The organism is Facivitalis istanbulensis, from assembly GCF_040560405.1.
Lineage (GTDB): Bacteria > Pseudomonadota > Alphaproteobacteria > Sphingomonadales > Sphingomonadaceae > Sphingomonas > Sphingomonas istanbulensis.
In genome coordinates this window covers 1-2,210 of the sequence record NZ_JAVSCQ010000065.1, presented here as the reverse complement: position 1 = coordinate 2,210, position 2,210 = coordinate 1, and the positions used below count along the sequence as shown (strand labels likewise).

The window sequence follows — 2,210 nt, the reverse complement described above, 5'->3', positions numbered from 1 at the left end:
CAGCGACATCGCTGCGCGACAACGCCTCTTGATCCAGGCCAACCTCGTGTGACACTATCCCCAACGTCACCGCTGACACATCACCATCAATGTCGCTGACCAGTCACCGACGATGTCGCGCTACACCTGCCATGAGGATCGCTTCCTCTCGCAAGGCCGCTATTACATCGAGCGGGGCTATAATGTGGTTCTGGTGGATCTGCCGGGACAGGGCGCCACGCCGGCCGACGGACTTTTCTGGGAGCCGGAAACCGAAAAACCCGTCGGCGCCGTGCTCGATTTCCTCATGGCACGTCACGGCGTCGACATTTCGCGGTTGGCCTTGCTCGGCATGAGTCTCGGCGGCTATTTCGCGGCCCGCTCCGCCGCTGAGGAGCCGCGATTGGCCGCGGTCATCGCGACGCCTGTCCTTTTCGATCCTTCCGAGCTTTTCAGAGCGGTCGCTGGCTCTCATGCCAACCCTTCTCAGGCGGCGCGAAGGAACATGGAGGTGCTGATGTGGAAGAGCGGGACGGACGACCTTCCATCACTGGCGCGCAAATGGGACGGCCAATGCGCCGATCCCGCAAAGGTGCGGATGCCGTTTCTTTCGGTGTTGGGCACGCAGGAAGGCGGGGTCTGGCAGAAGCAGACCCGGCGTTGGAGCGAAGGGGTGTCGTCGCCCGGCAGCCAATTGTTGGTCCTCGGACCGGAAACCGGGGCGGATGCGCATTGTCAGGGGAACAATCCACTGCGTCTGGTGCAAGAGGTGCACGCCTGGTTGAACAGCGTCTTTTCGACGCCGTGATGTGACTGCACGAAGTGCGCCTTTTGCTCGTATCCAACCATGATCCATCGCCATTGGTGCCGCCAGGACCGGCTATGCGAGTGCTGCCCGGTTCGGCCGCGATCTTCGCAAGCCTCCTGCTCGCCGCGTTATCGAGGCGGTCCGGTGGATGCCGGCGCATCTGCGGGAGCCGCCTGATGGCGAGCGCAGACTTATCCCAGCCGTTTCCGGCTTGATCCAATTGAATGCGCGTTTCTGTCACGCCAAAGCGCAACACAATCTTGCGGTAATGACGAACCGTTGGCGATACGCAGTTTCGCACCGCCGAATACCGCCGTTGCTACGCTCTTGCGGATGAGGGCCGGCCTCCGCCAGAGACAACCAGATACAGGGCATATTTCTCGGCGGCTACGGCATATCGCGGCGGGCGATCGGCGACATATGGCGCGCCCGAGGTGAAAGCGATGGGCACTCGGATCATTGGGCAATTTTGATTGTGCTAGGCGGCGTGGACAAATTTGAGCCAGTATCGAGCGGTGGCGAGGTGGACCATGCCGAGGAAGCTGCTGGCTAGTTGGTCGTAGCGGGTGGCGATGGCGCGGTTGATTTTAAGGTGGCCGAACATGCGCTCGATGCGGTTGCGCTGCTTGTAGAGCGACTGATCATACTCGATCTTCACCCGGCGGTTTGAGCGGCCGGGTATGACGGGTTCGATCTTCCGTTTCGCGAGGTCGGCACGGATCGCATCGGCATCGTAGCCCTTGTCGGCAAGCAAGGCATCAGGCGTTCGCTCGGGAAGGTCGATTAGGGCATTATAGGCCTTGCAATCTGCCGCCTCGCCGCCTGTCAGGTGGAAGGCCAACGGTCGCCCGAGGGCATCAGCCAGGCAGTGAAGCTTACTGGAGAACCCGCCCCGCGAGCGGCCGAGAGCGCGTCGATGAGCCCCCCTTTTCCGCCCGCTGTCGAGACGTGGGCGCGGACCGTGGTGCTGTCGATGCTGTAGTGGCCAGTATCCGCCATGATCTCGGCCAGCGTCACCGCCACGATCTCCCAGACCCCAGCCTCGCTCCATCGTCGGAACCGGCGATAGATGGTGTTCCAGCTCCCGTATTTGGGCGGCACGTCGCGCCACGGCGCACCGCATCGAAGCCGCCAGAGTATGCCATTGATAATCGAACGGTTCTGTTCGGGAGGCCGCCCACGGCTTCGGTTTCTGCCCTCGATCGGCAACAAATCCCTCAGGATGCGCCATTCCGCCTCGGTGAGCTCGCCCCGGCTCAAGCCTGCCTCCAAAAAGCAGCCTTGATCAATTAGTGCTAGGGTCAGGACTCATTGGTCATAGCCAGAAGATGACGGTGGCCGCGAGGGCGACGGCAGAGAAGAAGACGGTTGGGCAGCGGTCGTAGCGAGTTGCGACGCGGCGCCAATCCTTCAGACGGCCGAA

General features: G+C 62.1%; 1 protein-coding gene and 2 pseudogenes. 1 reads left to right on the top strand and 2 read right to left on the bottom strand.

Annotated features, from left to right (window positions below; all coding sequences use genetic code 11):
* Nucleotides 1-112 precede the first annotated feature (112 nt).
* On the top strand, nucleotides 113-787 hold the full coding sequence (locus tag RN629_RS18135; RefSeq protein WP_407036479.1) for an alpha/beta hydrolase family protein: 675 nt from the start codon (nucleotides 113-115) through the stop codon (nucleotides 785-787).
* Between the two features lie 478 nt (nucleotides 788-1,265).
* On the opposite strand, the pseudogene RN629_RS18130 reads toward RN629_RS18135, so the two are convergent.
* Nucleotides 1,266-1,996: pseudogene (locus RN629_RS18130) on the bottom strand (IS5 family transposase).
* A 106-nt stretch (nucleotides 1,997-2,102) separates the two neighbouring features.
* A pseudogene (locus RN629_RS18125) lies at nucleotides 2,103-2,210 on the bottom strand (IS5 family transposase); the annotation flags it as partial.